Genomic DNA, 21,353 nt, shown 5'->3' on the forward strand with positions numbered 1-21,353 from the left:
GGAGTCGCTCCATGCACTATCAGTTCGATTTCTCAGCCGTTTTGCACGGCGACTATCTGCACTGGTTCATCAGCGGGACGGCGGTTACGCTGGAGCTTTTCGCCGTAGCGTGGGCAGGCAGCATCGTGCTGGGTATCGTGCTCGCCATCATCAGGCAAAGCGGTCTGCGCGTTGGCGCCGCGGCGGTCGCGGCGTACGTCGAATATCACCGCAATGTGCCGCTCGTCGTGCAACTGCTGTTCTGGTATTTTGCGGCGCCGAGTCTGTTCCCGGCCTCGTTGCGCGATTACCTCGCCACCCACGGCAGCGAATTCCCGCTTGCGAGCGTCGCGCTCGTGCTGTGTGCGGCGGCTTATGTCTCCGAAGATCTGCGCAGCGGATTTCGGGCGATCCCGCGCGGCCAACTGGAGGCAGGCAGGGCCCTCGGCATGAGCTATCTGTCGACCATGCGTATGGTGTTGATGCCGCAGGCGTTGCGCGTGTCGTTGCCTTCGCTGGTGAATCAGGCGTTGCTGCTCTTCAAGAACACCAGCCTCGCCATGGCGATTGGTATTGCGGAACTCACGTACCAGGCGAAGGAGGTCGACAGTAATACGTTCCTCACTTTCGAAGCCTTTGCGGTCGCGACGGTTATCTATCTGGTGCTCTCGTTCGCGATCATGTTCTGCGGGTCGATGCTCGCGCGCCGTTTCAACGTTGCGGGGGCCGGACGATGATCGACATTCTCACTCAATACTGGCAAACGTTCCTCGTCGGTCAGTATCCGCAAGGACCGCTGGGTGGCGTGACGATGACGATCGCGATCGCCGTCATATGTATTGCCACGTCGCTGCCGATCGCCCTACTTATCGCGATCTGCCGCACCTGCCCCGTTGGCGTGCTGCGCTGGCTGGCTTTCGGGCTCGTTCAGTTCGTGCGCGGCATGCCGTTGCTGATGCTGATCTTCTGGGCGTATTACCTGTTACCGGCGATCACGCACGTGACGGTGTCGGGTGTGCTCACGTTGATCTGTGCGCTGATCGTTTATCAGGCCACGTATCTGTCCGAGGTGATCCGCTCCGGCATTGAAGCCATTCCGCGTGGACAAACTGAAGCGGCGCGCGCGCTCGGGCTGGGCTATCTCGCGACGCTCAGGCACGTGGTGGTGCCGCAGGCCCTGTACAACGTGCTGCCGAGCATGCTGAGCGAATTCATCTCGACCATCAAGGAAACTTCGCTTGGCTACGTGATCGGCGTGCAGGAACTGACGTTCGCGGCTAACCAGGTCAACAGCCAGTTGCTGACGCAGCCGCTGCAGACCTATGCGCTGCTGGCCGCCATGTATTTCGTGATCTGCTTCACGCTGACACGCATCGTACGCTTCACGGAAGTCCGCCTGAATCGCAGGCGCACGGCGCATGTGATGCCCGGGCCGACACCCCTACTCTTGACTACGACAGGAGATCGAATTGATTGAGCTGAACAAGGTCGACAAGTCATTCGGCCACCACCAGGTTTTGTGGTCTATCAACGAAACCGTTGCGCGCGGCGAAGTCGTCGTCATTTGCGGGCCGTCGGGCTCGGGCAAGTCGACGCTGATCCGCACCATCAACGGGCTCGATAGCATTGATCGCGGCGACATCATGTTGAACGGCATTTCGGTGCACGCCAAAGGCACGAATCTGAATTCAGTGCGTCGGCAAGCCGGTTTCGTGTTCCAGCAGTTCAATCTTTTTCCGCACATGAACGTGATGGCGAATCTGACGCTTGCGCCGTCGCATCTGTCAAAGTTGCGCCGCCGTGAAGCTGGGGAAAAGGCCATGGAACTGCTCGATACGGTTGGCCTGCGGCACAAGGCGAATGCTTTTCCGGGCACGCTTTCAGGCGGGCAGCAGCAGCGCGTTGCGATTGCGCGTGCGTTGATGATGGACCCTGCGGTAATGCTGTTCGACGAACCCACTAGCGCGCTCGATCCGGAGATGGTCGGCGAGGTACTGCAAGTGATGAAGCGTCTCGCACGCAGTGGCATGACCATGGTTTGCGTGACGCACGAAATGAACTTCGCGCGCGAGGTGGCTGACCGGGTCATCTTCATGGACGACGGCAAGATTCTGGAGCGTGCGGCGCCGCAGGATTTTTTCCACAATCCGCAGCACGATCGGGCAAGGCGCTTTGTGATGGATATCAACGCACATTGAAAGGGGCGGGGGCAGAAGTCTCGTGCGATTTCCAATGCGTCTGACGCAATCGCAGCCCCAGGCACCGGTGACGGGCCAGGTTGTTCTCTCCTTGGCGGATCTCGTCGTCTGCGAAATGTGGCGTCGGCTTTCAGGCGGCTGCGTGCAGTACCGCTATCCGGTCTCTCCGTCGCTTCTCTTACCGGCTAGTGTCTGCTTCCCTTGAAGCGAGGGGGAGCGCTCGGTCAGGCGAGCGGTGTTCTCATCCGGCGCGCCCGCGGCCGCGAACAGCCGTCGATATTCGACGGGCGTTGTTTGCTTCGCGGTCCTGAACTGCCGATTGAAATTGGCGACGTTGGCGAAACCGGAACGAGCGGCGATGACGGCGACGGGCAGCGAAGTGTCTGTCAGCATTCGGCACGCGTGTCCGATTCGAACCCGGGCGATATATCGGCCGACGCTCTCGCCGATATGCTGAACGAAGTAACGCGTGAGCGTGCGTTCAGACAGGCTGGCGACCGCGCAGAGCTCTGACAGTCGCAGTGGTTCGGCAAAGTGCGCGTCGATCATCGAAAGGACCCGGTTGATCCGTTCGGGTTCGTGACCGGATGGTCCCGCGCCTGGATGATTGAAAGCGCTAGGCGAGGCGAGCGGTTGGCCTGGCGCATCGGCGAGCGTGCACATAATATCGAGGGCTGTGCCAAGGCGCTTGCGCGCATCGCTCGAGAGTAGTTGCGCGAGGCGCTCGCGCACCGATTCGCCTGCAGGCGGTTCGAAGGCCAGGCCACACGCGGCCCTGCGGAGCAGCTTGCGCAGTGGTTCGTACTCGGGACAGCAATCCGCCATGCGCCGCGCCCAGTCGCCGTCGAACCAGATAACTATGGCGACCTGCGGCGACGATGAGTCGATCGAACGATTCGACGCCCAGGTGTGGGGAAGATCCGGCGGCACGAGGACGAGATCGTCAGCCTCGTAGTTGCTGACAGAGTCGCCGATGTAGCGCTTGCCATGACTGTTCATCGTCAGCGTTAGCTCGTACTCGGGATGGCGATGCCATTCGAACGGAATACGCGGGAGCCGCCGATGGTAAACCCGGAGCGAACAGTCCTTGCCGAACTCGACATGCTCGTAGGCTGGTTTCATGGCCGAAAACGCAAATTAATTGCCTGAATAGTATCACCGTGGAATGCCTTCACGTCATATGCTCGACCATGTCAATTCGATAGGGAGACAGTCATGGCGTTGAGAATCGAAGATTTGCCCGGCGCAATCCGGCAAGCGAAAAGAGAATTGCGCGCGGCGTTGCCGAACTACCGGGAGGTCTTCGCCGAAGTCGAAGAATCAATCGGCGCCGAGGCGCAGCGAATCGCCGCGCAACGCGATCGTGGGGAGAATGTCATTCCCGAGATTCAGTTCTCCGACATCACCGGGAAACGCGTCACCCCCGACCAGATCACGCTCGTCAAGGCGCGCGGTGCCTGCGTGATTCGTCAGGTTTTTCCTCGTGCGCTGGTGCAGGGTTGGGACGAGGATATCGCCGACTATGTCGAGCGCAATAATCTCGACCAGCATCTGGAAAATCGCGCCGAAGACAAATACTTCGGACAACTGGCTTCCAGCAAGCCGCAGATCTACGGCGTGTACTGGTCGAAACCGCAGGTGCTGGCGCGTCAGTCGGCGTCGCTGACCGAGGCACGTGTATTTCTGAACCGGTTGTGGCGCAACGAGAGCGAGGGCCGCGTGCACTTCGATCCGGAGCGCGTGCCGGCCTATGCCGATCGTCTGCGTCGCAGGCCACCGGGTTCGGCGTCGCTCGGCTTGTCGGCGCATTGCGATGGCGGCTCGGTGGAGCGCTGGATCGAAAGCAATTTCCGCAAGGTGTACCGCCATGTATTTGCAGGGAACTGGCGTGACTACGATCCGTTCGACGCGGCTTTCCGTCCTGACGTAGAGGAGATCGCGTCGCCCGCCGTATGTTCGATGTTCCGCACTTTCCAGGGTTGGACTGCCTTGACGCCGCAAGGCCCGGGCGACGGCACGCTACAACTCGTACCCATTGCCAATTCGATGGCGTACATACTGCTGCGCGCGCTGCAGGACGATGTCGCGGAGGACGATCTATGCGGTGCAATGCCTGGACGGGCGCTGTCGATCAAGCCGGAATTTCATGCGCCATTGTTCGAGGCGCTGTCGTCGATTCCCAACATGGAAGCGGGCGACACCGTCTTCTGGCACAGCGACGTCATCCATGCGGTCGAGGATGAGCATAAGGGCGCGGGTTACAGCAACGTGATGTACATCGCCTCGGCGCCCGCGTGCGCCAAAAACGACGCTTATCTGAAGCGCCAACTGCCGAGCTTCCTCAAGGGCGAAAGCCCGCCTGATTTCCCGACCGATCATTTCGAAGTGGATTTCATCGGACGCGCGACGGCTGACGACCTGACACCGCTCGGCAAGGCGCAACTCGGGTTTGATCTGTAGAGCGAAAGAGAGGCTTGCTGAAGTTGCGCGAGGAAGGTGCCGTGAATGAGGACAATGATTCTCGAGCGCGTATGCAAGGATGGGCAAGTACGCCGCGGATCAGCGCACAGGCGGTGCCGCGGCCAACAAGCTGCGCAGGAACACCATGATCATGTGTCCAATGGGCACCTCGGACAGCATCGAGCGTTGCAGTGCGAGGCCTTGTGAGAGCCCCATGAAGGACGCGGCCAATACCATCGGTGATTCCGGCGGCACTCTTTCCAGCTTGGCGAAAATCTGCCCGATGCAATAGGCAAGACCATCACGGTGGGCGTCCAGCAACGCCTGTGAGGCGGTTGCAAAAACGGGGTTGCGGCGCCCCTGAAGCTTGAATTCAACGCCCAGCACGGACCACTCAGGCTCGGCATCAAGTGTCTGCGCCCAGATCTCCAACGCGCTCAAAATGCCGTCCGCCGATGCGGAAGGGTCACTCAGCGTCCGGCCAATGTCGGCCATTTGCGCCTTTGAGCGCTCCCGCATCAGTTCCACAAACAACTCTTCTTTGCTTGCGAAATTCGAATAGAACGCACCCTGCGTATAACCTGCCTCGGCCGCAATATCCCTGAGCGAGGTGGCGCCGAAACCCCGCTCGACAAACAGCCACTTCGCTGCAGCAAGCAAATGTGCCCGGGTCTGCAATCGACTTTCTTCGCGGCTCAGCCGCGGGGGTTTGGCCGCCGTGTTCATGGCCGGAAGGATATCAGTTGATATTTAAAATTCAACTGGATATTATTACGATTGCATTTCATATATCACTTGATATGCAGGAGTGTGGGCGCGGGCTAAGCCTCTGAAAGTCCTACGGAACAGGGCGAGGGCGTGCCGGCGAAGTCAATGCGGGGGCCAACCGCTAAGACCGGGAGCGAGATGCAACAACCCGGTCATGTACTACGGAAAGAGAACATGAGCAGCAGGGTAAAGATGTTGAAGCAGCAACTCGCGCAACTCGATGAGCGGCTATTGATCGCCTGGCAGCAGGAGCAGAAAGCCGCTATTGAACACGTCCGGCAGGTCATGAACTTCTTCAACCTTGTGCCTAACCAGTTACGCGTCGACCGGCGAGGCACCTACAACACCAAAGCGATTGAGATGAAGTATCAGGACCCCGTCACCGGTGCGACCTGGAGCGGCCGTGGACGCGCGCCGTCGTGGATCCGGAACCGGAGCTACAACGATTTTCTGGTCAAGCAGCCCGACGAGGCCGGATCGGACCACGATCGTTGATATTCACGCTGCTCAATCCATCTCAACAGCCGTGCTGCGCCGCTTCCTCGGCAGCGAAGCGCGCCCGCCAAAGCGCTCCACCATGAAGTCCACGAACGTGCGAATCTTCGGCGGCGGCCTGCGGTCCGCGACCGTCAGCACATGCATCGGCCGTGCATGCGGAACGTAGTCGGGCAAGACTGGCACCAGCCGGCCGGCGCGGAGGTCGTCGTCGAGCAGGATCTCGGGCTGCATGATGATGCCGAGTCCGCTGAGCGCGGCCATTCGCAGTGCTTCGCCATTGTTCGCGGTCAGGCTCAGCGACACCGGCACGACGACTTCGCCTTCGGGTCCTTGTAGCCGCCAGTTGCGCCCCGCTACCGGATGCGCGAATCCGAGGCAACTGTGCTGCGCGAGATCGTTGGGCGCCATGGGCACACCGTGCTGTTCGAGGTAGACGGGCGCGGCGCACACCACCGATCGGTACGGCCGCAACGCACGCGCGACCAGCGACGAGTTTGCAAGCTCGCCGATACGCACCGCCACGTCGAACCCCTCATCGACGAAATCGATGCTCCGATCGCTGACCACGAGATCGATCGCGACGTCGGGATGCGCCGCACGGTAGTCGGCGCAGGCCGGAGCAAGCGCATGGACACCGAACGAAACGGGCGTGAGCACGCGCAACCGCCCGCGCGCTTCCCCCTGCAGTTCGGCGCCGATCGCCTCGGCGTCGGCCACGTCGGCGAGAATGCGCCGGCATCGCTCGTAGTAGTGCTGCCCGAGTTCTGTGAGACTTTGCCGGCGCGTGGTGCGGTTCAGCAGCCGGCCGCCCAGCAGCGTTTCGAGTGCCCGGATGTGATGCCCGACCATGGTTCCCGTCAGCCGGAACTCCTCCGCAGCGGCCGCGAAACTGCCTCGCTCCACGACCCGCACGAAGATCGTCATGCTTTCCAGTCTGTCCAATTGCGAAGTGTCCTTTGGTTATGTTCGAAGCGCAGCCGTCTTTTTTCGCCACCTCAACGCGGCAACAATCTCGACAGGGATGTGGAACTGGCCACGTACGAAACTCGCAGACTACTGAGGGAGATGCATGATGCTATCGCAACCGACACTTCGCGAACGCGGCGCCGCGCTGCTCGAACACCTTCACGGCTCCGGCTCCGCTCAGGCGCTGAAGGCCGATATGGAAGGGCTGTGCCCGGACTTCGTCGAGATGTCCATCGAGTGGGCGCTGGGTGGCGTCATGGCACGCCCGGGGCTCGACCTGATCACCCGCGAACTCGTGGTCATCGCGTCGTGCGTGACGCTCGGTCATCCGGTTACCCAGTTGCGCGCGCACGTCCATGCCGCGCTCGCAGCGGGCGCGACCCGCGAGCAGGTCATTGAGTCAATCCTGCAGCTGATGTTCTATGCCGGTGGCGCGTCGGTGCGCAATGCGCTTGTGCATTGCCGCGATCTGCTGGTTATTCAAACCGGTTCAGCGACCTGAGTCCGCCGTGGATGGCACGGCCGAAGCGCTTTCCATTGTCTCGACAAGCGCATCGCGCATCAACGCGACAGGCCGCACCAGACGACCGGGCAGCATGCCATGCACGAGCCAGACGTTCAGCACGTTGTTGAAGTCCGTTACCTCGATGAGCTGCAGTGACTCGCGGTAGGTGCTGCGCGCCAGCATTTCCGGCACCGCGAGCCCGATGCCCATGCCCCGGGCCACCAGCGAAAGCTGCAACTCCGACCCAAACGCCTCGACCGCGACGTTGAACTGCAAGCCGGCCGCCGACATCGCGCGACTCAGCGCCGAACGCATCCCGCACCCGTCCTGGTTCAACACCCACGGGTGACGCGAGAGCGCGGTGAGTGTCGTCGGTTCGCCAGTCAAGCCGAACGAACGCGGCGCCACCACGACGGCCCGCTTGTCGCCGAGCAGCGTCGCCGTCATTGTCTCGGGCAGCGGAATGCCGGTGGGCATCAGCACGACGGATGCATCCACGGCGCCGCGCTCGACGTTCTGCAGCAGACCCGGCGACCAGCCCGCCGTCACACGCAGCGTCAGCTTGGGAAAGGCGCTGCGCAAACGGTCGACGGGCCGCGCGAGCGCGAGTTCGGATAGAAACGGCGGGACGCCGATTCGCAACTCGCCCGTCGATTCGCTGTCGGGCGACCCGACGGCCATCAGGTCGTCGACAGCGCGCAACACGGTGCGCGCCAGGCCGTACACCTCGTTGCCCGCCGCGGTCGGCTTGAGCGGTTTGCTCTGCCGGTCCAGCAACTCGGCGCCGAGCATCGTCTCCAGGTTTTGCACGCGGCGTGTGAGTCCAGGCTGCGTGAGAAATAGCTTCTCCGCCGCCCGCACCATCGATCCGCTTTCCACCACCGCCACGAAGGCCTGCAAGTCACGCGTATTCATAACAAACTCGCATAAACATTATCGAGATATTTCAATTGTCGCATAACATCGCCGTCCGTACGATAAGCCGGAGCTAAATCAACCGGAGTGGAACGATGAATCAACCCGCCGATACGTCCGCGCGGCCGCTGCCTCCCTTGCCTTCGACGCCCGCAGTTGCAGCGGCGCCGAGTGCTGGGCTGACTGCGCAGCTCACCTTGTTTTTCGCCGCGGCGGTCGGCGTGATCGTCGTGAACCTCTCGGCCGCGCAGCCATTGACGGGGCCCGTCAGCCGCGCGCTGAATCTGCCGCCCGAACTTGCCGGACTGATCGCCATGCTGCCGCAGTTGGGATACGCGGCCGGCTTGCTTCTGCTCGTGCCGTTGTGCGATCTGTTCGAGAACCGCAAGCTCATTTTCCGGACGCTGATGTGCTGTGCCGTGTTCCTCGGCGTCGCGGCATTCGCGCGGTCGGGCTGGCTATTTCTCGTCTCGGTGTCGCTTGCCGGCGCGACCTCGAGCGTGATCCAGATGCTCGTGCCGATGGCGGCCTCGATGGCGCCGGAACACCGGCGCGGGAGGGCGGTCGGCAACGTGATGAGCGGGCTGATGGTCGGGATTCTGTTGTCGCGCCCGCTCGCCAGCGTGATCGCCGGATCGTTCGGCTGGCGCGCGTTTTTCGGCATTGAGGCGTGCGCCGACGCGCTGCTTGCCGTGGTGCTGTATACCCAGTTGCCCATCCACCGGCCGCTCGCGACGGCGCGTTATCCGGCATTGCTGCGTTCCCTGTGGACCCTGCTGCGCACGGAACCCGTTCTGCAGCGCCGCGCCACGCTGGCGGCGCTCGGGCTTGGCGCATTCAGCGCGTTCTGGACCGCCATTGCCTTGCTGCTGGCGCAGCCGCCGTTCTCGCTCGGCATGCACGGCATCGCCGCGTTTGCGTTGGCCGGCGCGAGCGGGGCGATCGTCACGCCGCTCGCGGGTTATCTCGGCGATCGCGGTGCGCAGCGCACGACACAACTGATCGCGCATCTGTCGATGATCGCAGCCGTGCTCCTCATGGGCGTGGCGGGGGCGGGCTGGGGCGGCTTCCCGGTAACGACGCATCCGGGTCTCGCGCTCGCGCTGCTGGTTGCCGGCGCGGCAACGCTCGACGCGGGCCTCATCACGGATCAAACGCTCGGACGGCGCGCGATCAATCTCATCAACCCGGCGGCGCGCGGCCGGTTGAATGCGCTCTTCGTGGGAATTTTCTTTATCGGCGGCGCGGTGGGTGCCTTGCTGTCGGGGGCGGCGTGGGCATGGGCCGGGTGGAGCGGTGTTTGCTCAGTTGTACTGGCCTTCACGATTGCCGCGCTGCTATGCGGATTCTATGACCGGCGTACGCGTTGATCAGGAGACGATCATCTTCCGTTTGGTGAGCAAAGCAAATCTCACTGATATGACGTATCGCGAGGGCTTACTTTGACCGGCGCGATTGCCAGACGAAGTTCCTGGTAGGCGCTCACCAGCGCGTCGAGACTGAATGTCCGGTTCAGTCCGCTGGGATTGGGCAGCACCCATGCGCGGGCGCCGCCGAACGCTGCCGGTTGCGGGCCCCAGTCGATGTCGCGTTCGCCGGACATGGCGGAGATCGCCATCTTTCCGAGGAAGGCAACACATTGCGGCCGATACCGTTCAATTTTCTGCTCGAATTCCGTCGCGGCAGCTTTGAATTCCCACTGCGATAGTTCGTCCGCTCGTGCGGTCGGACGCGAGACCGCGGTTGTCAGGCCACAGCCATATTGGAGGAATGTGCGGTCGTCTTCAGGACGCATCTGTTCGGGCGTAAAACCCGCCAGATGAATCACCCGCCAGAACCGATTGCCTCTGCCGGCGAAGTGGTGGCCGGTCGATGCCGCACGGACCCCCGGATTGATGCCACAAAATACGACTGATAAACCCGGCTCAAGGATATCTGGAAGACCTTGAAGCGATTCGGAGTGAGTCACGGATGGTGTAAGTCTTTTCATGAAGTGCATTCGAGCCGTCGGGTGGGGACAACAGGCTACCTCAACGATACCGTCTTCCGGGTCTTCCGATTGCGCGCGGCGGAGCACCTTTATACTCGACGCTCACGCTGCACAACCGCGTTTGTAGCGGTCTGGACGTGCAACGGACATTGAGAAGCCTGCGCTAAAAATATGGATCGAATCGACGCAATGAAGGTGTTCGTGGCCACGCTGGACGAAGGCAGCCTGGCGGGCGCCGGGCGGCGGCTCGGCCGATCCCCGGCCGCGGTGAGCCGCGCCATCGCGTTCCTCGAGGAGCACACCGGAACGGCCCTGCTGCACCGGACCACACGGACGATCAGACTGAGCACGGCGGGCGAACGCTATGCGTCGGCCTGCCGACGCATTCTGACTGATCTCGAGGAAGCCGATTTGCTGGTGGCAGACGAGCGCTCGGCGCCGCGGGGTCTGCTGACAGTAACCGCACCGGTTGCCGCGGGTGAGGATGTGCTGCGTCCCATACTCGACGACTTCATCGACCAGCATCCCGCGGTCCCGATACGCCTGCAACTGCTCGATCGTCCAGTCAGCCTGATCGACGAAGGAATCGACGTGGCGCTGCGCATCGCGCATCTGGCGGACTCGACGCTGATCGCGATACCGGTCGGCGAAGTCCGCCGCGTTGTCGCGGCTTCACCGAAATACCTGGCCACCCATCCCGCCATCAACGAACCGGCCGATCTCGCCCATCATCAAATCGTTGCGATGACGCATTTTGGGTTGGACTCGTGGAGCTTTCCGCCTTCCGGCCGTTCGACGATTCCTCAGGTCGTGCAGTTGGCCCCGCGTTTTATCGTCAACACGATCCGGGCGGCGATCGCTTCGACCGTTGCCGGCCACGGCGTGACCCGGATGTTTTCGTATCACATCGCCGAACAGGTCAGGAACGGGTCGCTGAAAATCGTGCTGAGCGATAGCGAGCACTCCCCTCTGCCGGTGCACCTCCTGACGCCGCACGGCCGCCTGTCGGTCCCCAAGGTGCGTGCTTTCGTCGACTTCGCGGCACCGCGTCTGCGCGAGCATTTCGAGCAGCTTCAACGGTTTACCGAGGTGGATTGAATCTCTCGACGGAAGAATGTCTTCCTTATGACGGCGATTCTCCCGAGATTCGATTTAATCTAGACTGATTCCCGTTATCGGCAGGGTACGCAGCGCGCGCCCGTCTTCGGGAGGAAGTTATGGAACCGGCAGTCGCTCAATCCCCATCAAACCCTTTCCAGGGGGCGTTGCGCGGTTACACCGAGCGCAACGAGACTTACTGGCGACGCAATCTCGCCGTCTGCGTGATCGGGTCGTTCACGACGCTCGTCAGTCTGAGCATGCTGTTGCCGTTCCTGCCCTTGTACGTGCGCCAGCTCGGCGTCGAATCCCAGTCGGCGGTCATCCAGTGGTCCGGGGTTGCGTTCGGTGCGACGTTTCTCGGCACCGCTGTGACCGCGCCGCTCTGGGGGCGTCTTGCCGATCGCTACGGCCGCAAGCCGATGCTGATTCGCGCGGCCGTGGGCATGGCGATCGTGATGTCGCTGATCGGCCTGGCCCATAACGTCTATGAACTGGTCGCGTTGCGTCTGATTGCCGGGCTCGTTGGCGGTTACGCGTCGGCCTCCACGGTCATGGTCGGCACACAGGCGCCGCGCGAGCGGGCCGGCTGGGCACTGGGGATTCTGTCGACTGGCGCACTCGCGGGCAACCTGGTCGGACCGTTGATCGGGGGATTGTTGCCGGGATGGATCGGCATCCGCGGCACGTTTTTCGCCGGTGGCGCGATGATCGCCGTTGCCGCCCTGCTGACCGTCTTCGTCGTGAAGGAAGACTTTCATCCGGCCACCGACGCGAGGGGACGGGGCATCAATACGACCGGCGTGCCGGCTCGCCGCACGGATTACGTAGTCGTCGCAACGATCCTGGTGACGGCGATGATGGTCCTGCTCGCCAATATGTCGATCGAGCCGATCATCACTGTTTATATCGGAAGCCTGAATGTTCAGGCGGATCATCTCGCGCGTATCGCCGGGGTGGTCATGGCCTGCTCCGCGTTGGGCAGCGTCCTGACGGCGGCCCGGCTTGGTGCGCTGGCTGACCGCATCGGTAGCTGGAACGTCATCATCGGTTGTCTGGTTGTCACCGGTCTGGTGATGGTGCCGCAAGCGTTCGTTACCGAGTGGTGGCAACTCGCCGGATTACGCGTCTTGATGGGGATGTCGCTCGCCGGCCTGCTGCCTGCTATCGCCAAGCTCGCGAGACAATCGGTCGATGAGAGCAGGACTGGGCAAATGCTCGGCTATCTGCAATCGGCCCAGTTCAGCGGCCAGGTCATCGGCCCTGTGATCGGTGGCCAGATCGGCGTCCTGTTTGGACTGCACTCGGTGTTTTTCGTCACCGGCGCACTGCTGGTGATCTGTGCCGGACTCGCTCAATGGGCACGCATGCGTTAGCCGGCCCGAGTGTCGAATCGGACGAGTGGGTCACGCACAACGCGCGCGTGGCCTGCGCGTATTCGCACTCTCACTCGGACTCGTACTGACCCGCTACAGGCCCAGTTTTTCCATCAGGAAGTCGACAAAGCTCCGTACGCGCGACGATAGATGCCGCGCGTGCGGATAGATCAGCACGAACGGGCGCGAACAACCGCCATATGGGACGAGCAATTCCTTGAGTGTGCCTTCGGCGATGTCTTTGTCGACGATGAAGCGATAGGTCTGAAAGATGCCCGCCCCATGGCGCGCCAGGGTGACCCCGGAAAGCACGTCGCCCGACGATCCGTAACCGCCGTGCGTCATCATCTCGGTCTCCTTACGGTCCTGGTTGAACACCCACAGGAGATTGCGGCCGGTACTTGGCCGGGCATACTGGATGCAATCGTGATTGATCAGATCATCCGGTGTTTCCAGTTTGGCGGCGCTGCGCAGATAAGCGGGCGAGGCGACTACCACCAGTTCCGCATCCTCGATCTTTCGCGCGATCAGACCGGAATCGCTCGGTGCGCGTCCGCGAATGGCAAGGTCGAAGCCTTCGTCCGCAAAGTCGATATTGCGGTTGCTGAGGTGTGCTTCGACCATGACGCCCGGATAGCGCGCGCGAAACTCCGCAAGCAGGGGAAGCACCCGATAGTGCCCATACGGGGTCGGCATGCTGATGCGCAACACGCCGCTCGGCGTGGTTTGCTGCCCGGTTGCTTCACGTTCGGCGTCGGTGAGCAGGTTCAACGCCTGGCGGCATTGTTCGAAGTACCGCCTTCCAGCATCCGTCAGCCGGATCTGTCTGGTTGTCCGCACAAACAGGCGCACATTCAGGCGTGTTTCCAGGCGCGAGACTGATCGGCTGACGGCCGCGGGCGTCACACTCGCCGCGGTCGCGGCAAGCGTAAAACTCTCGAGTTCGGCCGCAAGACAGAACAGTTCGATACTGCCCAGAAGGACATCTTCAAATTGACGCTGCATGGACTCTCGACGACCTTCGGTAGCGCGCTTTTTTGATCGGGCAGAAAGGCGCCCGGTACGGCCGCAAAGTCAACGCAACGGGCGGCGCAATCGCCTTCGGTGCGAAACAGGGGACCGTACAGAGTATCAGGATATAGCGCGAAGGTCATCGGAGAAGGACGTGCCATGATCCACCGGACACGTCCTGAGGTTCAGGCCGGTTTGAGGCCTTGCTGTTTGCGATAGAGCTCGACCGGCAAGCCGCCCCAGCCCCAGTTCTCGGTGTTCACTTCCTCGATGACAACAAAGGTTGCTTCGAGCGGCTTGTTGAGCACGTCTAACAGCACCTGACTGACGCCTGCAATGAGCCGCGCTTTTTCGTCGGCAGTGACGGAATCGTTGCCGGGTTTGGATCCCTCGCGGGTAACCTGAATCGTGACGATAGGCATGTCGCCCTCCGTGATCGGCGGTTGATTTGAAGGGCGCCGGCCTGCGGCGCCCGGGAGATCAGTGACGAGTCATCAGTGGCCGGCGCTCTGGCCGCCGTCCACGTGCAGGATTTCGCCGGTCACGAACGACGCGCCATCCAGATACAGGACAGCGCCTACGACATCGCTCATCTCGCCCATATGACCCATCGGATGCAATGCACCGAGCGCCGCATGGGTATCTTCCGCGTGCATCGGCGACTTGATGATACCCGGCGAGACGGCGTTGGCGCGGATACCCTTTTTCGCATATTCGATCGCGAGCGACTTGGTGGCTGCGTTCAGTCCACCCTTGGTGAGCGAGGCCAGCACGGACGGGACACCCGCGATTGCCTGGTCGGTCAGACTGGTCGTGATCGTAACCACGTGACCGCTGGCATGCTTTTCCATCTCGGCGACAGCCAGTTGCGTGATGTAGAAGAAACCGGAGACGTTCACGCCGATGGCGGCTGCGTAGTCTTCCGCGGTGTAGCTGGTGAAGGGCTTGGCGAGGAAGATGCCGGCATTGTTGACCAGCGTGTCGATGCGGCCAAAGCGGGCGACGCCTTCGGAAATCACGCGACGCGCGGTAGCCGGGTCGGCAATATCGCCCGCGACGGTCACGATATTGGGGTCGTCCGTCGGGCGAATCGATCGTGCGGTTGCGACAACGCGGTAGTCGAGCTTGCGGAATGCGCTGACCAGTTCGGCGCCAATGCCTTGCGATGCACCGGTAACGACAACGACTTTTTGTGACGTGCTCATGATTGAACTCCTGATGAGATACCTGGGATCGGATGCTGATCGGGCCACTGGCTCCGATAGGTTTCAAATGTAGGCGCATTGCCGCTGAGTTCGAATACCCGCCATGGACAAACAGTCGTGCTTGCGAGGAACAAATGCGTCCTGTTGGCGTGACGCTGCTGGGTGGCGGTCTCGGCGACCTGGCGATCCGCTACGGGTATCAACGCTTCAACAATCAGGTCATGGCCGCCACGGTGGCGGTGTTGATCGTGTTGGTGCAGGCGGTGCAGGTGACGGGCGACCGGCTGGTGCGTTCGCTGGCTCACCGGCGTTGAGGGTTCGGTTCGCTGGCTGTGTATCTGCGACGTAATTTGCATGAAACGCCGCCATCTGCCACGTGCGAACGTCTACGCCGTGGTCTGTTCAGAATCGGAAGGAGGCTCGGACGTCCATCGATCTTCATCCAGCAACAGCTTGAAGAGCCGGTCCCGTTGCCGGTCTGAAATGGGCGAAAGGCCGAGGAGCGTGGTGTAAGCCAAACCGCGCGCGGCAACCAGACGCAAGAGCGCCATGTCCGGATCGTCGGCCTCGCTGCGTATCTTGCGCGTCTGCGCCGCGTCTTCATCGCGGATTTCGCTGAGCAGCGTTGGGTCTTCCACGAGTGTGGCCAGAATCGCTCTGGCCACGGAGTGCGGTTGATTAATCGATTCCCGAACGACCGCGATCTGACACGAAAGCGTGGGTTCACGCAGAGAATCTCCCTTGGCAGCCAGGAAATTATCTGCGAACGACCTGTAGTGATCCTGCTGATAGGCGAGTAACGCCTTGAGGATATCGGCCTTCGTACGGAATTGATGGAGTAGCCCACCTTTGCTGATCCCGCTTTCGCGAGACAGTGCGTCGAAGGTAAGCCCGCCTGGACCATCTCTCGTCAGGATTACGAATGCCGCCTTGATGGCGGTGTTTCGGGATCGCTCCGAACGGCTAGGATTATCCATGTCTTCCTATGAGATGTGAGGGCCACTGTACGAACCGTAGTTCGGACAACCTCCGCGCGAAACGCCGTCAGATTGCCAAAGCAGGTGTCGCCCATGCGTGACCTGCCATTCTAACAAGGGTTCACCGGCTCATCGTTGCACCAAACCCGGCTGGGTGATGGGGCGGAGCCCTTTGGCGTCGCGGTAGACGAGCGTCCATCTCTGTGTTCGTTGTGCAGCCGTGACGGGCTTACGACTGCTTGCGTGGCTTTCCTTTACCCGTGGTCTGCACGGCGGCGGCATGCCCCTCGTCACGCTCCCGGCTCCATTGTTCAAGCAGTATTCGCGTCTGGTCGCTTATGGTCGACTTGAGCAGTTCGATCTTCTCTGCATCGATGCTTTTCCAGCCGAGCATCGACAGCGTGGAGCTTTGCGCGACGTGAAAAATCACCATTTGCCCATGCAGGCTGAAGTTGCGGATCAGGGTGACCGGATCGTCGGCGGCACGCCCGGAAATTCGCGCCACGAGTGCTGCGGTTGCATTGGAGAGCGGCTGGCGGATTCGGCTGGCCAGAATCTGCGTCGCACTTTTGGGTTCCTGGCCGGCCTGCTCGCGGGCGAAGAAAAGCCGCCGGCCGCGATTATTCCTTTTCGCGAAGACGCCATCCGCCACGGTTCCCTGAATACGGATGTAGGCATCGATCAGCGCCGCAGTGCCGGCGTTTTCACGCAACGCTTCTTGTGCATCCGCGATGGCCGGCCCGAAGGTCTTCCATGCGTCGTCGGCGAGCGCTTCGACACACGCGCGATACACGCCTTCCTTATTCTCGAAGTAATACTGCAGCGCGGGCGCGTTGACGCCCGCGTGGGCTGCGATATCGCGCGTCGAGGCGCCATCGAAACCGTATTCGCCAAACAGTTCGATCGCCGCCTCGATGATCCGCTGACGCGTCTCGTCGCCGCGCGCATAGCCGCCTTCCGGCGAACGGCGCAGCTTCTTTGCGGTGTTCATGTATTGCTCTCCGCGTTTCTTTCCATTGCGCCCCGGAGGACGTTCCAGCGGGTGACACCCGAAGCCAATCCTGTGGGGAGATTTCTTCCGAAATATATCACTTGACACAATTGTATCGAGTGGAATAATTTTGCCAACTGGAAACAATTGGACTACCGAGATGTCAACGACCGCAGGCTCTCCCTCCCGCCCGCTCCCTGCCGAAGACCAGCCGGCATCAACCGCCAGGCGCCCCAGCCGGCGAACGGTGCTGATCGCGCTCGGCGTCGTCGCGCTGATTGTCGCGGCGGTCTGGCTCGCCCGCTGGTGGACGGTTGGGCGCTTTATCGAAAGCACCGACGACGCCTATCTGCGGGCTGACAGCGTCACGGTTGCGCCCAAGATCGCCGGCTACGTCACGGAAGTTTACGTCGCGGACAACCAGGTTGTGAAACCCGGCGACCCGCTTGTCCATCTCGACGCCCGCCAGTATCAGGTCGCGCTCGACCAGGCGCGGGCCACGATCGACGCGCGCAAGGCCGACATCGAACGTGCCCAGGCGGACATCAAGCAGCAGCAGTCCAATATCGCCCAGGCCCAGGCGCAGCAGCAGGTGGCACAGGTGAACGCGCACCATGCGAGCGACGAAGTGCGGCGCTACGCACCGCTCGTCGCAACCGGCGCCGAAACGAGCGAACGGCTGGCGGAATTGACCAGCAGCCGTGATCAGGCCAACGCCACGCTCACGGCGAACGCCGCGGCGGTCACCGCCGCGCGCTCGCAGATCGGGTCGGCCACCGCGCAGCTCGCGCAGGCACGCGCGCAACTCGAAGCGGCTGAGGCAAGCGCGCAGCAATCGCAACTCGATCTCGACAACACCGTGGTGCGCAGTGTCCTCGGCGGCCAGGTCGGCGATCGCACCGTGCGCGTCGGTCAGTACGTGCAACCCGGCACGCGGATGCTGACCGTCGTGCCGGTGCAGAGCACCTATCTGCTGGCCAATTTCAAGGAAACGCAGGTGGGCCGGATGCGCGTCGGTCAGCCGGTGGAAATGCACGTCGACGCGTTGCCCGGTCATACGCTGCGCGGCGTGATCGACAGTTTCTCGCCTGGCACGGGCTCGCAATTCGCGCTGCTGCCGCCGGAAAATGCCACCGGCAACTTCACGAAGATCGTGCAGCGGGTGCCCGTGCGGATTCGTATCGACACGGGTGTGGAGACGCGTAGCGTGCTCTTGCCGGGGTTGTCGGTGAACGTGGATGTCGACACGCGTTCCGCGCGCGATCGCGACGCGCGTATCGATGCCGAGAACCATCGTGGCTGAGCCGGGAACCGGAACGCCGGCCGCCGGAGCGCCGGCCGCCGCAACGCCGGCCGCGCCGCACGCTGAGGAGCGCGCCAGCGTCGGCGACTGGATCGCCGTCGCCGCAGGTGCGCTCGGCGCCTTGATGGCGACGCTCGACATCTCGATCACGAACTCCGCGCTGCCGCAGATCCAGGGCGAAATCGGCGCCACCGGTACCGAGGGCACCTGGATCTCGACAGGCTATCTGATGTCGGAAATCGTGATGATTCCGCTCGCGGCGTGGCTCACGCGCGTGTTCGGCCTGCGCAATTTCCTGCTGACCAATTCAGCGCTGTTCATCGCATTCTCGATGATGTGCGGCTGGTCGCACACCTTGCCCATGATGATTGCCGGGCGCATCGGCCAGGGCTTCACGGGCGGCGCGCTGATCCCAACGGCGCAGACCATCATCCGCACGCGCCTGCCGCTTTCGCAGTTGCCGGTCGGCATGACCATGTTCGGCCTGATCGTGTTGCTCGGGCCGTTGCTTGGGCCGGTCGTGGGCGGCTGGCTCGCGGAGAACATCAGCTGGAGCTGGTGCTTCTTCATGAATCTGCCGATCTGCCTCGCGCTCATGACGCTGTTGATTGTCGGTCTGCCGTCAGACCGGCCCCACTGGGAGGCGTTTCTCAAAGCGGACTGGCTCGGCATCGTCGGCCTCGCGATCGGCCTCAGTTCGCTAACGGTGGTGCTCGAGGAAGGTCAACGCGAGCGCTGGTTCGAATCGTCGACGATCGTCACGCTCACCTGCGTGTCGGTCTTGGGCATGCTCCTGATCGTCGCCTCGCAACTGACCGCGAAGAAACCGATCGTGCGTCTGAGCCTGATGCGCAATCCAAACTACGCCAGCGTGATTGTGATTGTGTCAGCGGTCGGCGCGGCGCTTTATGGTGTGTCGTATCTGGTGCCGCAGTTTCTCGGCGTGGTTGCAGGCTACAACGCGGAACAGTCTGGCGCGATCATGCTGCTTTCCGGGCTGCCCGCTTTCATGATCATGCCGATCCTGCCGCGGCTGCTGGGCAAAGTCGACTTCCGCGTGCTGGTGATCACCGGGCTGGTGTTGTACGCGATCAGCTGCATGATCGACATCGACCTGACGGCGCAGAGCGTCGGGCACGATTTCGTCTGGTCGCAACTGATACGCGGCACTGCCCAGATGCTCGCCATGATGCCGCTCAATCAGGCGTCGATGGCGGCCGTGGCGCGCGAAGATTCTGGCGACGCCGCCGGTCTGTACAACATGGCGCGCAACCTCGGCGGGTCGATCGGCCTCGCAATCATCGGCACCGTGATCGACCGGCGCACCACGTTTCACACCGCGATGATCCGCGAGTCCGTCAGCGCCAATTCTCTGATCGGCCAGGAGAGCCTGGCAGGGAGTGCGGCGAACTGGTTTGCTCATACCGGTGACATGGCGTATTCGCAGATGCGCGCGCTGGGGCAACTCGGGGTGCAGATCCAGCAGCAGGCCGTCGTGATGACCTATTCGGAAACCTTCTATCTGCTCGGCATCGCGATGATCCTCTGTATTCCGCTTGCGTTGCTTCTGAAAACGCCGCGCCGGAATGCGCCGCCGCCTTCGTCCGCCGGTCACTAATGTCTTCTTATCCCGTCATGATGTTCATCCGCCCCTCGTGTTTCGCACTGGCCGCCGCCGCGCTTCTGTCCGCTTTATCGGGTTGCACGGTCGGCCCCGATTATCACGGCGCGCCCCCGGTTGCGCAGGACGCCCGCAGCAGCGCGACCTTCGTGCGTTCGCCGGCCGCCGGCATGACCGCGACGCCCGCGCCGAACCAGTGGTGGCTCGCATTCAACGACCCGCAACTGAACGATCTGATTGCCGCCGCCTTTGCGCACAGTCCCGATGTGCATATTGCGCAGGCGCGGCTGCGGGAATCGCGCTCGCAATTGCAGGTGCAACGTGCGAACGAGTTGCCGAAGGTGTCAGGCGCTGCCGCCGCGCTGCGCATGCGCGAGCCCGATCTGGGTTCGCTCAGTTCGGGAAACTCGTCGGGCGGCAGTGGATCGTCGGCGGGTCGCGGTCCGTTGCAGCTCTATACCGCGGGTTTTGACGCGTCGTGGGAAATCGACCTGTTTGGCAGCACGCGGCGCGCCGTCGAAGCGGCGTCGGCGGATGCGCAAGCGGTCGACGCCGATCTTGCCGACACGCAGGTGTCGCTCGCGGCCGAGGTTGCGCAGACCTACGTCGATCTGCGCGATCAGCAGACGCGGCTTGAGCTCGCGCGGCATCAGGCCGAGACCGAACAGAAAATGTTGACGCTTACGGAGCAGCGCCGGCAGCGCGGCACGGCGGCGGACATCGATGTCGAACGCCTGACCACGCAGGTCGAGAACACGCGCGCGACCTTGATTCCGCTCGACGCGCAACTGACCGATTCGCTCGACCGCCTCGCCGTGTTGACCGGTCGTGAGCCCGGCGCGCTGGACGACCAGCTCGCCACCAAACGGCCGCTGCCGGCGTTGCCTGAGACGGTTGCAATCGGCGATCCCTCCGTGATGTTGCAGCAGCGCCCCGACATTCGCGCAGCGGAGCGGCGGCTCGCGTCGAGCAATGCGCAGATTGGCGAACACGTTGCGGATTTTTTCCCGAAGGTGACGCTGCTGGGCAGTCTCAGCTTCAGCGCGGCCGATCCGGGGCATCTCCTGCGCAAGAACAACTTCAGTTGGCTCGGCGTGCCGTATCTGCAATGGGACGCGTTCGATTTCGGGCGCACGCTGGGCAGCGTGCATGCGGCCGAGGCATCGCGTGACGAGGCCGAAGCCCGTTATACGAAGGCCGTGCTCGGCGCGCTGCAGGACGCGAATTCATCGCTCTCGCGCTATGGGCATCAGCGAGAGCATGTTGTCACGTTGCAGAAGGTGGAGGCATCCGCAAGCCACTCGGCCACGCTGATGCGGCAGCGCTATTCCGCGGGCGTCGCCACACTGATCGATCTGCTCGATACGCAGCGCCAGGAATTCACCGCGCAGCAGAATGTCGTTGCGGGACAGGCCGAACTGCTCAAGAACTTTGTGTCGCTGCAGAAAAGCCTCGGCTTAGGCTGGCAGGCGCAGCAAGGTTAGTGCGCCTG

General features: G+C 62.4%; 22 protein-coding genes and 1 pseudogene. 13 read left to right on the forward strand and 10 right to left on the reverse strand.

What is annotated here, in order from left to right:
- The first annotated feature begins 11 nt into the window (after positions 1 to 11).
- From PQR67_RS18015 to PQR67_RS18025, 3 genes are read left to right on the forward strand one after another with little or no spacing between them, the layout of a single operon-like run.
- Positions 12 to 716, forward strand: coding sequence for an amino acid ABC transporter permease (locus PQR67_RS18015; RefSeq protein ID WP_408461887.1), 705 nt, complete (start codon positions 12 to 14; stop codon positions 714 to 716).
- Positions 713 to 1,456 carry an amino acid ABC transporter permease gene (locus tag PQR67_RS18020; RefSeq protein WP_408461890.1) on the forward strand — a complete coding sequence of 248 codons (744 nt, stop codon included), beginning with the start codon at positions 713 to 715 and terminating at the stop codon, positions 1,454 to 1,456. The genes PQR67_RS18015 and PQR67_RS18020 overlap by 4 nt, the downstream gene beginning before the upstream one ends.
- A complete protein-coding gene (locus PQR67_RS18025; protein WP_408461893.1) occupies positions 1,449 to 2,177 on the forward strand; it encodes an amino acid ABC transporter ATP-binding protein in 729 nt (242 codons plus the stop codon). Before PQR67_RS18020 ends, PQR67_RS18025 begins: the two co-directional genes overlap by 8 nt.
- Positions 2,178 to 2,330: 153 nt before the next feature.
- Here the strand turns inward: PQR67_RS18025 and PQR67_RS18030 are convergent, their stop codons facing one another.
- Positions 2,331 to 3,299 carry a helix-turn-helix domain-containing protein gene (locus PQR67_RS18030; RefSeq protein ID WP_408461896.1) on the reverse strand — a complete coding sequence of 323 codons (969 nt, stop codon included), beginning with the start codon at positions 3,297 to 3,299 and terminating at the stop codon, positions 2,331 to 2,333.
- 93 nt (positions 3,300 to 3,392) lie between these two features.
- Here PQR67_RS18030 and PQR67_RS18035 point away from each other — a divergent pair, with 93 nt between their 5' ends.
- Positions 3,393 to 4,637, forward strand: coding sequence for a DUF1479 domain-containing protein (locus PQR67_RS18035; RefSeq protein WP_408461899.1), 1,245 nt, complete (start codon positions 3,393 to 3,395; stop codon positions 4,635 to 4,637).
- A gap of 99 nt (positions 4,638 to 4,736) precedes the next feature.
- On the opposite strand, the gene PQR67_RS18040 is transcribed toward PQR67_RS18035, so the two are convergent.
- Positions 4,737 to 5,363: a TetR/AcrR family transcriptional regulator gene (locus PQR67_RS18040; protein ID WP_408461901.1), complete on the reverse strand. Its 627-nt coding sequence runs from the start codon at positions 5,361 to 5,363 to the stop codon at positions 4,737 to 4,739.
- Positions 5,364 to 5,579: 216 nt separating this feature from the next.
- Between PQR67_RS18040 and PQR67_RS18045 the strand changes: the two genes are divergently transcribed.
- On the forward strand, positions 5,580 to 5,900 hold the full coding sequence (locus PQR67_RS18045) for an H-NS histone family protein (RefSeq protein ID WP_408461904.1): 321 nt from the start codon (positions 5,580 to 5,582) through the stop codon (positions 5,898 to 5,900).
- A 12-nt stretch (positions 5,901 to 5,912) separates the two neighbouring features.
- Here the strand turns inward: PQR67_RS18045 and PQR67_RS18050 are convergent, their stop codons facing one another.
- Entirely contained in the window at positions 5,913 to 6,845 is a 933-nt protein-coding gene (locus tag PQR67_RS18050; protein ID WP_408461906.1) for a LysR family transcriptional regulator, read from the reverse strand.
- Between the two features lie 127 nt (positions 6,846 to 6,972).
- On the opposite strand from PQR67_RS18050, the gene PQR67_RS18055 reads away from it, so the two are divergent.
- A complete protein-coding gene (locus tag PQR67_RS18055) occupies positions 6,973 to 7,371 on the forward strand; it encodes a carboxymuconolactone decarboxylase family protein (RefSeq protein WP_408461907.1) in 399 nt (132 codons plus the stop codon).
- On the opposite strand, the gene PQR67_RS18060 is transcribed toward PQR67_RS18055, so the two are convergent.
- The gene (locus PQR67_RS18060) at positions 7,360 to 8,289 is read right to left on the reverse strand and encodes a LysR family transcriptional regulator (protein WP_408461909.1); all 930 of its coding nucleotides are present in this window, start codon (positions 8,287 to 8,289) and stop codon (positions 7,360 to 7,362) included. The two genes, PQR67_RS18055 and PQR67_RS18060, sit on opposite strands and share 12 nt — an antisense overlap.
- 95 nt (positions 8,290 to 8,384) lie before the next feature.
- Between PQR67_RS18060 and PQR67_RS18065 the strand changes: the two genes are divergently transcribed.
- A complete protein-coding gene (locus PQR67_RS18065; RefSeq protein ID WP_408461911.1) occupies positions 8,385 to 9,659 on the forward strand; it encodes an MFS transporter in 1,275 nt (424 codons plus the stop codon).
- A 41-nt stretch (positions 9,660 to 9,700) separates the two neighbouring features.
- On the opposite strand, the gene mug is transcribed toward PQR67_RS18065, so the two are convergent.
- The gene (gene mug / locus PQR67_RS18070) at positions 9,701 to 10,279 is read right to left on the reverse strand and encodes a G/U mismatch-specific DNA glycosylase (RefSeq protein ID WP_408462166.1); all 579 of its coding nucleotides are present in this window, start codon (positions 10,277 to 10,279) and stop codon (positions 9,701 to 9,703) included.
- A gap of 171 nt (positions 10,280 to 10,450) precedes the next feature.
- On the opposite strand from mug, the gene PQR67_RS18075 reads away from it, so the two are divergent.
- Positions 10,451 to 11,377, forward strand: a complete 927-nt coding sequence (locus PQR67_RS18075; RefSeq protein WP_408461913.1) for a LysR family transcriptional regulator — start codon at positions 10,451 to 10,453, stop codon at positions 11,375 to 11,377.
- Positions 11,378 to 11,496: 119 nt separating this feature from the next.
- On the forward strand, positions 11,497 to 12,753 hold the full coding sequence (locus PQR67_RS18080) for an MFS transporter (protein ID WP_408461916.1): 1,257 nt from the start codon (positions 11,497 to 11,499) through the stop codon (positions 12,751 to 12,753).
- Positions 12,754 to 12,846: 93 nt separating this feature from the next.
- Here PQR67_RS18080 and PQR67_RS18085 read toward each other — a convergent pair whose 3' ends face one another.
- The 3 genes from PQR67_RS18085 to PQR67_RS18095 form a co-directional block, all read right to left on the reverse strand.
- Positions 12,847 to 13,758 (reverse strand): LysR family transcriptional regulator, encoded by a 912-nt coding sequence (locus tag PQR67_RS18085; protein WP_408461918.1) that lies wholly within the window; start codon positions 13,756 to 13,758, stop codon positions 12,847 to 12,849.
- Between the two features lie 191 nt (positions 13,759 to 13,949).
- On the reverse strand, positions 13,950 to 14,186 hold the full coding sequence (locus PQR67_RS18090) for a tautomerase family protein (RefSeq protein WP_408461921.1): 237 nt from the start codon (positions 14,184 to 14,186) through the stop codon (positions 13,950 to 13,952).
- 72 nt (positions 14,187 to 14,258) lie between these two features.
- Positions 14,259 to 14,969 (reverse strand): SDR family NAD(P)-dependent oxidoreductase, encoded by a 711-nt coding sequence (locus PQR67_RS18095; protein ID WP_408461924.1) that lies wholly within the window; start codon positions 14,967 to 14,969, stop codon positions 14,259 to 14,261.
- A gap of 161 nt (positions 14,970 to 15,130) precedes the next feature.
- On the opposite strand from PQR67_RS18095, the pseudogene PQR67_RS18100 reads away from it, so the two are divergent.
- Positions 15,131 to 15,283: pseudogene (locus PQR67_RS18100) on the forward strand (DL-methionine transporter permease subunit); the annotation flags it as partial.
- A gap of 72 nt (positions 15,284 to 15,355) precedes the next feature.
- Here PQR67_RS18100 and PQR67_RS18105 read toward each other — a convergent pair.
- Together PQR67_RS18105 and PQR67_RS18110 are read right to left on the reverse strand one after the other, a co-directional pair.
- Positions 15,356 to 15,946 (reverse strand): TetR/AcrR family transcriptional regulator, encoded by a 591-nt coding sequence (locus PQR67_RS18105; protein ID WP_408461927.1) that lies wholly within the window; start codon positions 15,944 to 15,946, stop codon positions 15,356 to 15,358.
- A gap of 229 nt (positions 15,947 to 16,175) precedes the next feature.
- Positions 16,176 to 16,937 carry a CerR family C-terminal domain-containing protein gene (locus PQR67_RS18110; protein ID WP_408462169.1) on the reverse strand — a complete coding sequence of 254 codons (762 nt, stop codon included), beginning with the start codon at positions 16,935 to 16,937 and terminating at the stop codon, positions 16,176 to 16,178.
- Positions 16,938 to 17,097: 160 nt separating this feature from the next.
- On the opposite strand from PQR67_RS18110, the gene PQR67_RS18115 reads away from it, so the two are divergent.
- From PQR67_RS18115 to PQR67_RS18125, 3 genes are read left to right on the forward strand one after another with little or no spacing between them, the layout of a single operon-like run.
- Positions 17,098 to 18,240, forward strand: coding sequence for an HlyD family secretion protein (locus tag PQR67_RS18115; protein ID WP_408461930.1), 1,143 nt, complete (start codon positions 17,098 to 17,100; stop codon positions 18,238 to 18,240).
- Positions 18,218 to 19,858 (forward strand): MDR family MFS transporter, encoded by a 1,641-nt coding sequence (locus tag PQR67_RS18120; RefSeq protein ID WP_408462172.1) that lies wholly within the window; start codon positions 18,218 to 18,220, stop codon positions 19,856 to 19,858. The genes PQR67_RS18115 and PQR67_RS18120 overlap by 23 nt, the downstream gene beginning before the upstream one ends.
- Positions 19,859 to 19,875: 17 nt before the next feature.
- Positions 19,876 to 21,345, forward strand: coding sequence for an efflux transporter outer membrane subunit (locus PQR67_RS18125; protein WP_408462175.1), 1,470 nt, complete (start codon positions 19,876 to 19,878; stop codon positions 21,343 to 21,345).
- Positions 21,346 to 21,353: the final 8 nt, after the last annotated feature.

This window comes from Paraburkholderia fungorum, from assembly GCF_046026025.1.
In the GTDB taxonomy this organism is placed as follows: domain Bacteria; phylum Pseudomonadota; class Gammaproteobacteria; order Burkholderiales; family Burkholderiaceae; genus Paraburkholderia; species Paraburkholderia fungorum_E.

Excerpts from the sequence above, each read along its gene's own strand:
- mug (WP_408462166.1), bottom strand. The coding sequence starts at position 10,279 with ATGAAAAGACTTACACCATCCGTGACTCACTCCGAATCGCTTCAAGGT.
- PQR67_RS18080 (WP_408461916.1), top strand. The coding sequence starts at position 11,497 with ATGGAACCGGCAGTCGCTCAATCCCCATCAAACCCTTTCCAGGGGGCG.
- PQR67_RS18015 (WP_408461887.1), top strand. The coding sequence starts at position 12 with ATGCACTATCAGTTCGATTTCTCAGCCGTTTTGCACGGCGACTATCTG.
- PQR67_RS18035 (WP_408461899.1), top strand. The coding sequence starts at position 3,393 with ATGGCGTTGAGAATCGAAGATTTGCCCGGCGCAATCCGGCAAGCGAAA.
- PQR67_RS18060 (WP_408461909.1), bottom strand. The coding sequence starts at position 8,289 with ATGAATACGCGTGACTTGCAGGCCTTCGTGGCGGTGGTGGAAAGCGGA.
- PQR67_RS18020 (WP_408461890.1), top strand. The coding sequence starts at position 713 with ATGATCGACATTCTCACTCAATACTGGCAAACGTTCCTCGTCGGTCAG.
- PQR67_RS18075 (WP_408461913.1), top strand. The coding sequence starts at position 10,451 with ATGGATCGAATCGACGCAATGAAGGTGTTCGTGGCCACGCTGGACGAA.
- PQR67_RS18115 (WP_408461930.1), top strand. The coding sequence starts at position 17,098 with ATGTCAACGACCGCAGGCTCTCCCTCCCGCCCGCTCCCTGCCGAAGAC.
- PQR67_RS18125 (WP_408462175.1), top strand. The coding sequence starts at position 19,876 with ATGATGTTCATCCGCCCCTCGTGTTTCGCACTGGCCGCCGCCGCGCTT.
- PQR67_RS18120 (WP_408462172.1), top strand. The coding sequence starts at position 18,218 with ATGCCGAGAACCATCGTGGCTGAGCCGGGAACCGGAACGCCGGCCGCC.
- PQR67_RS18090 (WP_408461921.1), bottom strand. The coding sequence starts at position 14,186 with ATGCCTATCGTCACGATTCAGGTTACCCGCGAGGGATCCAAACCCGGC.
- PQR67_RS18030 (WP_408461896.1), bottom strand. The coding sequence starts at position 3,299 with ATGAAACCAGCCTACGAGCATGTCGAGTTCGGCAAGGACTGTTCGCTC.
- PQR67_RS18055 (WP_408461907.1), top strand. The coding sequence starts at position 6,973 with ATGATGCTATCGCAACCGACACTTCGCGAACGCGGCGCCGCGCTGCTC.
- PQR67_RS18040 (WP_408461901.1), bottom strand. The coding sequence starts at position 5,363 with ATGAACACGGCGGCCAAACCCCCGCGGCTGAGCCGCGAAGAAAGTCGA.
- PQR67_RS18045 (WP_408461904.1), top strand. The coding sequence starts at position 5,580 with ATGAGCAGCAGGGTAAAGATGTTGAAGCAGCAACTCGCGCAACTCGAT.
- PQR67_RS18110 (WP_408462169.1), bottom strand. The coding sequence starts at position 16,937 with ATGAACACCGCAAAGAAGCTGCGCCGTTCGCCGGAAGGCGGCTATGCG.
- PQR67_RS18065 (WP_408461911.1), top strand. The coding sequence starts at position 8,385 with ATGAATCAACCCGCCGATACGTCCGCGCGGCCGCTGCCTCCCTTGCCT.
- PQR67_RS18105 (WP_408461927.1), bottom strand. The coding sequence starts at position 15,946 with ATGGATAATCCTAGCCGTTCGGAGCGATCCCGAAACACCGCCATCAAG.
- PQR67_RS18095 (WP_408461924.1), bottom strand. The coding sequence starts at position 14,969 with ATGAGCACGTCACAAAAAGTCGTTGTCGTTACCGGTGCATCGCAAGGC.
- PQR67_RS18085 (WP_408461918.1), bottom strand. The coding sequence starts at position 13,758 with ATGCAGCGTCAATTTGAAGATGTCCTTCTGGGCAGTATCGAACTGTTC.